This window comes from Aureimonas sp. N4 (assembly GCF_001463925.1).
GTDB lineage: Bacteria > Pseudomonadota > Alphaproteobacteria > Rhizobiales > Rhizobiaceae > Aureimonas > Aureimonas ureilytica_A.
In genome coordinates this window covers 102,069-108,272 of the sequence record NZ_BBWS01000041.1, presented here as the reverse complement: position 1 = coordinate 108,272, position 6,204 = coordinate 102,069, and the positions used below count along the sequence as shown (strand labels likewise).

At 67.1% G+C, this 6,204-nt stretch carries 6 protein-coding genes; 4 read left to right on the top strand and 2 right to left on the bottom strand.

Going from position 1 to position 6,204, the window contains the following annotated elements:
• Positions 1-1,709: MGH1-like glycoside hydrolase domain-containing protein (locus AUL28_RS12480; RefSeq protein WP_062233008.1), on the bottom strand; the 1,709-nt coding region annotated here is incomplete at its 3' end.
• Between the two features lie 297 nt (positions 1,710-2,006).
• Between AUL28_RS12480 and AUL28_RS12475 the strand changes: the two genes are divergently transcribed.
• Genes AUL28_RS12475 through AUL28_RS12460 form a run of 4 tightly spaced genes read left to right on the top strand, consistent with a single transcriptional unit; the run spans position 2,007 to position 5,783 of the window.
• Positions 2,007-3,047 carry an ABC transporter substrate-binding protein gene (locus tag AUL28_RS12475; protein WP_062233005.1) on the top strand — a complete coding sequence of 347 codons (1,041 nt, stop codon included), beginning with the start codon at positions 2,007-2,009 and terminating at the stop codon, positions 3,045-3,047.
• Positions 3,037-3,951: an ABC transporter permease gene (locus AUL28_RS12470; protein ID WP_244493510.1), complete on the top strand. Its 915-nt coding sequence runs from the start codon at positions 3,037-3,039 to the stop codon at positions 3,949-3,951. The genes AUL28_RS12475 and AUL28_RS12470 overlap by 11 nt, the downstream gene beginning before the upstream one ends.
• Position 3,952: 1 nt before the next feature.
• Entirely contained in the window at positions 3,953-4,732 is a 780-nt protein-coding gene (locus tag AUL28_RS12465) for an ABC transporter permease (RefSeq protein ID WP_062233002.1), read from the top strand.
• Positions 4,719-5,783 (top strand): ABC transporter ATP-binding protein, encoded by a 1,065-nt coding sequence (locus tag AUL28_RS12460; protein ID WP_062233040.1) that lies wholly within the window; start codon positions 4,719-4,721, stop codon positions 5,781-5,783. Before AUL28_RS12465 ends, AUL28_RS12460 begins: the two co-directional genes overlap by 14 nt.
• 4 nt (positions 5,784-5,787) lie before the next feature.
• On the opposite strand, the gene AUL28_RS12455 is transcribed toward AUL28_RS12460, so the two are convergent.
• Positions 5,788-6,108, bottom strand: a complete 321-nt coding sequence (locus tag AUL28_RS12455; RefSeq protein ID WP_058601425.1) for an ArsR/SmtB family transcription factor — start codon at positions 6,106-6,108, stop codon at positions 5,788-5,790.
• Between the last annotated feature and the right edge of the window lie 96 nt (positions 6,109-6,204).

Below are 6,204 nucleotides of genomic sequence, written 5' to 3'. Positions count from 1 at the left end.
GTCCAGGACTGTTCGAACAGGGCGTAGCTGCGCTCGGCCAGCTCCGAGGCTTGCGCATGGCAGTGGCTGCGGCGCAGCGCCTGCCAGACGAGATAATTCACGTTCGGCCAGATGCGCCCGCGCCAATAGATCTGCTCGGCATAGGCCGGATCGTCGCGCGAGACATTGGGCAAGGGGAGGGGGCCGCCGAACATGTCGGGATCGGCCAGATGGGCGAGCAGGCGCTCGACCTGCGCGCCATTGGCCGCGCCGCAGAGAAGCGGGAAGAAACTCGTCGGCGAGACGCTGCGCACGAAGCCGCCATCGCGCTGGCGGTTGGCGAAGAGGCCGCGCGTGTCGTCCCAAAGCTCGGTGCGGATCAGCGCGCGCGTCGTTTCGGCGAGCACCGCGAAACTCGTCGCGTCTTTGGTCTGGCCCAGCTCGGCGGCGATGCGCGCCAGCATTTCGGCGTCGAGCGCCAGCGCCGAATTCAGCCCGACATCGAGAAGCGAGAGCGTGCGCGTTTCCGGATCGTAGCGCGCTTCGTCATGGGTCGGCGAATTGTCCATGCCGGTTTCGTTGCGCGCGCCGAAGGCGGTGCCGCGATACATGCCGTCGCCCCAATCCGAGGTGCCGCAGGAGACGAGGCCGCGCCCGTCGGGGTCGCGGTGGTTGCGCCACCAGAGCTGGTTGCGCGCCAGCGGCTCGAACACATCGGCCAGAAAGGCGCGGTCGCTGCTGCGCTGGTACATCATCCAGGCCATGAAGGCCCCATGCGGGGCCTGTGTGCGATCGACCCAGGCGTCCTTCGGATTGACGAGGCAGGCGATATTGCCTTGCGGGGTCGCGCTCGTCATCGCCACCTCGAAATTGTGCTGACCCAGTGCCGGGTCGATCAGGCCCGCCATCAGCCCGGCAAAGCACTGGTCGTTGAACCAGACGGCGTCGCCAAGGCCCCAGATGCGGCTGGCGGCCGTCACGGGCCGCCGGTTGTGCGGGTCATAGACCGTGTTCCAGCCGATCACGTCGCGCACCGCATCCAGCGCGCCGGCATGGCGGCCGGTGTGGAGCGCCGGCGCTGAGCCCATCTCCTTCGCGAGCGCGGCTTGCGCGTGGGCGATGGCGAGGTCGCGGCTGTCGGCGACGGCGGCCGCGAAGCGAAGGCGCGGCGTCATTTCGAGGTTGAAGCGCAGCGCGATCAGCGGCGCGACGCTCGCGCGGGTGGACTTGTCGAAATAGCCGTTGCGGTCGAAATCTTCCACCAGCGCGGCGACGCTTTCGTGGCCCGTGCCGAGCACCGGAAGGTCGCTGGCCGCCAGCGCCACGAAACGGAAATCGACCTCCACCACGGCAATGCCAGTGTGCGCGTCGTACTGAACCGCGTTGCCGCCCTCGGCCGAGAGGCAGAGCGTCACCCAATGGCGCAGGCCCCATTCGCCGGCCTCGCGCACCGTCCATTCGCCGCGAAGGGTGAAGGGATCGGGCTTCTCGTAGGTGAAGGCGAGGCATGTTTCGGCAAAGCGCGTTTCGAAGTCCACGCGCTCTCCGGCGAGCCCATGATGGCCGAAGCGGATTTCATCCGGTGCGCGGATCGTCGTCGCGCGCTCCGCCTTGGCCGAATACAGAACCGGCGCGAGGCGCACGCCGAGCGGCAGAAAGGTGAACTCGCCCGGCCGATCCGACCAGGTGTTCCAGGCGCTGGCGATGGGAGCATTCTTGTCGAGGAACATGGGCGGCGGTCCGAACTCGGTCGATCAGGAGGATGCCGCAAGGGCATCCGCGCTCTCGTCCCATGCAAGGCCGCTTCGCGCAAATGGGAAATGACGTGCGCGGCGGGGCTCGCGATGCGCTGTTTCATCTGGACATCGGGGCACGGGGCTGCTCCCACTTCTGACGCAGCGGCTTGGGGGCCGGTCGTGGCGCGGGAGATTCGTCGCCCGAGGGCTCCGTCGCTTGCCTCGTATCTCGCCTGCCACCAACCGGGAGTGACTCACATGCAGCCTAACAGACGCGATGTTCTGACCCTGATGGGCGCTGGCGCAGTGGCCGCCACCGGGCTGGGCCTCGGCCTGCGCCCCGCGCGCGCGGCGGGAACCGTGACCGTTCTCAACTGGCAGGGCTACGGCACGGACGAGAAATGGGCTGTGGAAGCCTTCAAGCAGAAGACCGGCATTGAGGTGGTCCACGACTACTACAACGCCGAGTCCGAGATGCTGACCAAGCTCAGGACCAATCCCGGCGCCTATGACGTGGTCGTGGTCAACACGGCGCGCACGCGCCAGGCCGTGGCGGACGATCTTCTGGACGCGATCGATTATGCCACCATCCCGAATGTCGCGGGCGTGCCGGCCAAGCTCGCCGACCACCCGAACTTCACGGTGGACGGGAAGCATTACGGCGTTCCCTGGGTCTGGGGCATGAACGCGCTGGCTGTGCGCGAGGGGCGCCCGAAGCCGGACAGCTACGGCGCGCTGGCCGACCCCGCCTATGCCGGCAAGGTCGCGCTGTTCGACGATGCGGTCACCAACGTGGCGGTCGGGGCCTTCATGACCGGGCAGGACATGAACGACCCCAAGGATTTGAAAGCCGTCACCGACTGGCTCAAAAGCCTGAAGCCCAACGTCAAGACGATCTGGACCAGCGAGGACCAGTGGAACAAGACCTTTGCGGCGGGCGAGTTCGACCTGTCGGTCTACTGGTCCGGCGCGTCGGTCCGCTCGCGCCGCAATTTCAAGCTGCCGGTGGATTTCGTGGTGCCCAAGGAGGGGGCGGTCGGCTGGCTCGACACGCTGGCGATCCCCGCCACCAGCGAGAACAAGGAGAATGCCCGGGCCTTCATCAACTACATGATCGACCCCGAATTCTATTTCGAATGGGCGACCAAGGTCGGCGCGCCCGCTTCGGCCAATGCGGCGGCGATGGACAAGCTGCCGGCGGACGATCTCAACCGCCGGGTTCACGACCCGAAATATCTGGAGACCATGACGATCATGGCGCCGCAGCCGGACGAGCGGCGCGAGGCCTTTAGCAATCTCTGGCAGGAGGTGAAGGCGTCCTATGCCCGATGAGGCCAGCGCCGTGCCGAACCGCGTCGATGGCGCGGCTCGGCGCGCCGGGGGGCGCTGGCCGGATTGGGTGGCGACGGTCGCCCTTCTCCTGCCGACCTATGCCTGGCTGACGCTCGCCGTGCTGCTGCCGCTCGGCGCCATGCTGCTGTTCAGTTTTCTGAGCGGCACGCCGATGGGCAAAAGGCAAGTGGTCTTCACGCTCAAGAACTACCGCGCCTTCATCGATCAGCCCTATCTCCTGGGCGTTGCCTGGACATCGCTCCTGATCGGGCTCTGGACGACGGCGATCTGCGCGGTTCTGGGCTTTCTCGCTGCGCTGGCCCTCGTGCGCGCGACCGCCGGCCGCGTGCGCGAGGTGCTGCTGATCCTCGTGATCCTGCCCTTCTGGACCAACGGGCTCGTGCGCGTCTTCTCCTGGACCATGGTGATCCGGGAGGGTGGCTTTCTCGACACGGCCATCCGCGCGCTCTGGGCGGACGCGCCCTCGGTCGGTTTTCTCTATTCGCTGCCGGCCATCGTGCTCGGCCTCGTCCACGGCTATCTGCCCTATATGGTGCTGACCTGCTACGTCGCGCTGGTCTCGATCGACGACGCCCTTCTGGAGGCTGCCGAAAGCCTGGGCGCGCGCTGGTGGACAGTGCTGTTCAAGATCCTGGTGCCGCTGGCCGCGCCCGGCCTGATTTCCGGCTCCATCCTGATCTTCGTGCCCGTCATCGGCGCCTTCATGGAGCCGCGCATCCTGGGGGGCACCAAGGGCGTGACGCTCGGCACGGTGATCGAGGAGCAGTTCACGCAGGCCTTCAACTGGCCGCTCGGCGCGGCTTTGTCCTTCACCATTCTCGCCGTGGTGCTGGGCATTTTCGCGACCTTTTCCGGTGTCCTCAAGCGCAACGCGGCTTTGTAAGATGAAGTTCGCCGCCCGCACCTATCTCGTCGCCGTGCTCGTGTTTCTCTATCTGCCCATCGCGGTTCTGGTGGCGATGGGCTTCAACGAGTCGCCGCTCTACGCCTTGCCCTTCCGCTTCACGACCCATTGGTACGAGGCGCTCGGCGACAACGCCAAGCTCCTGCGCTCTAGCTGGAACAGCGTCTTTATCGCGCTGATCACCTCCGCCATCGCGACCAGCCTCGGTACGCTGGCCGCCGTCGCCCTGTCGCGGCGCGAGTTCCGGGCCAAGACTTGGCTGCGCCTCCTGCTTCTGCCGCCGATCGCCATTCCCTGGCTGATCACGGGCACGGCCATGCTGGTCTTCTTCTTCTGGACCGGCATCGGGCGCGGCTTCCATGCCATCCTGATCGGCCATGTCGCGCTCGCCATTCCCTATGTCGTGCTGGTGGTCGGCACCGGTCTCGCCACGATCCGCACCGATCTGGAGGAGGCGGCCATGAGTCTTGGCGCGCGGCCGGCCTCGGCCTTTCTGCGCGTGACGCTGCCGCTGCTTCTGCCGAGCATTCTGGGCGCGGCGCTCTTCGCCTTCGCCGTTTCGCTGGATCAGTTCGTCGTATCCTATTTCCTGGCGACGCCCGGCTTCTCGACCCTGCCGGTCGAGATCTACTCGGCGATCCGCAAGGGCTTCACGCCGGAGATCAACGCGATCTGCACCATCCTTCTCGGCGGCTCGATCACGCTCTTCCTTCTCTTCGCCCTCTTTGCCAGACTTGGAGCCCGCCGTGACAGCCGTTGACGTCTCCCATGTGGCGAAGAGCTTCGGGGCAGCCAACGTCCTGTCCGATATCACCACGCATTTCGCGGCGGGCTCCTTCACCAGCCTGCTCGGGCCGTCCGGCTCGGGCAAGACGACGCTTCTGCGCATCATCGCCGGCTTCGTCGCGCCCGATCGCGGCACGGTCGCGATCGGCGGGCGGGATGTGACGGATGTGCCCGTCTGGGCGCGCCATATCGGCATGGTGTTTCAATCCTACGCCCTGTTTCCGCATATGAGCGTCGCGGGCAATGTCGGCTTCGGCTTGGCGCAGCGCGGCGTCAGGGGCGATCAGGCGCGAAGCGAAGTCGCGCGGGCGCTGGAGATGGTGCGCCTTGCAGGCTTCGGCGATCGCAAGCCGAAACAGCTTTCGGGCGGTCAGCAGCAGCGCGTGGCGCTCGCCCGCGCCATCGTCACCCGGCCGAGCGTCCTTCTGCTCGACGAGCCGCTGTCGGCGCTCGACCGCCGCCTGAGACAGGAAATGCAGGTCGAGCTTCTGCGCATCCAGCGCGAAAGCGGGCTGACGACGATCTTCGTCACGCATGATCAAGAGGAGGCGCTGAGCCTGTCGGACAAGGTGGCGATCCTCGATCGCGGCCGGATCGTGCAGATGGGCGCGCCGGCGGAGGTGTACGAGCGCCCGACCACGCGCTTTGCCGCCGAGTTTCTGGGGGACACGAACATCGTGCAGGGCACGGTCGCCGAGGGCGGCGTGGTGCTGGTGAACGGCGCGCGCATCGCCAGCGCCTTGCCGCTGCCCGCGCCCGGCCAGCCCGTGACGCTCGCGATCCGGCCCGAGAAGATCGACCTGCGCGACGATGCCGAGGCGGGCGGCGAAGCTCTCAACCAGCTTCGCGGCACGATCACCGCGGCGATCTATGCCGGCACGGCGCTGACCTATGAGGCGGAAGCCGACGGCGGTTTGCGGTTCCGCATCTTCGCGCAGAACCGCGACGCGCGCCCGCGCGCACCGGGCGATGCCGTTACGCTCTCCTGGTCGCCCCGCCATAGCGTGCCCCTGACGGAGGGCTGACGGGTCAGCCCTCTTCGCCGGCTTCCGGCGGAGCCGAGAGCACGGCCTGGAGAAGGCCGGGAAAGCGCGCCTCGATGTCCTGGCGGCGCAGCTCGTTCATATGGGCCGGCCCGTCCGTGCGGGTGCGCACGAGGCCGGCTTCCCGCAGGACGCGGAAATGATGCGACATGCTGGATTTTGGCCGGCCGCCATCGAGCGCCGAGCACGTCGCCTCGCCCTCCTGCGCCAGCTGGCGCACGACGCCGAGCCGCACGGGGTCGCTGAGCGCATACAGCACTCGGCTCAGAACGACGTCCTTGATGTCGGGATGATGGATGGCACGCACGCCCGATCCTAGCACGCCCTTGCCGAAGGCTCAACGTTCGACTATTTTCGAACTATCGAATGGACGCACGGTGATCTCGCCGCCCCGCTCAAGGAC

Bases quoted from the DNA above. Each gene is read 5' to 3' on its own strand.
- AUL28_RS12475 (WP_062233005.1), top strand. From the start codon at position 2,007: ATGGGCGCTGGCGCAGTGGCCGCCACCGGGCTGGGCCTCGGCCTGCGC.
- AUL28_RS12470 (WP_244493510.1), top strand. From the start codon at position 3,037: ATGCCCGATGAGGCCAGCGCCGTGCCGAACCGCGTCGATGGCGCGGCT.
- AUL28_RS12465 (WP_062233002.1), top strand. From the start codon at position 3,953: ATGAAGTTCGCCGCCCGCACCTATCTCGTCGCCGTGCTCGTGTTTCTC.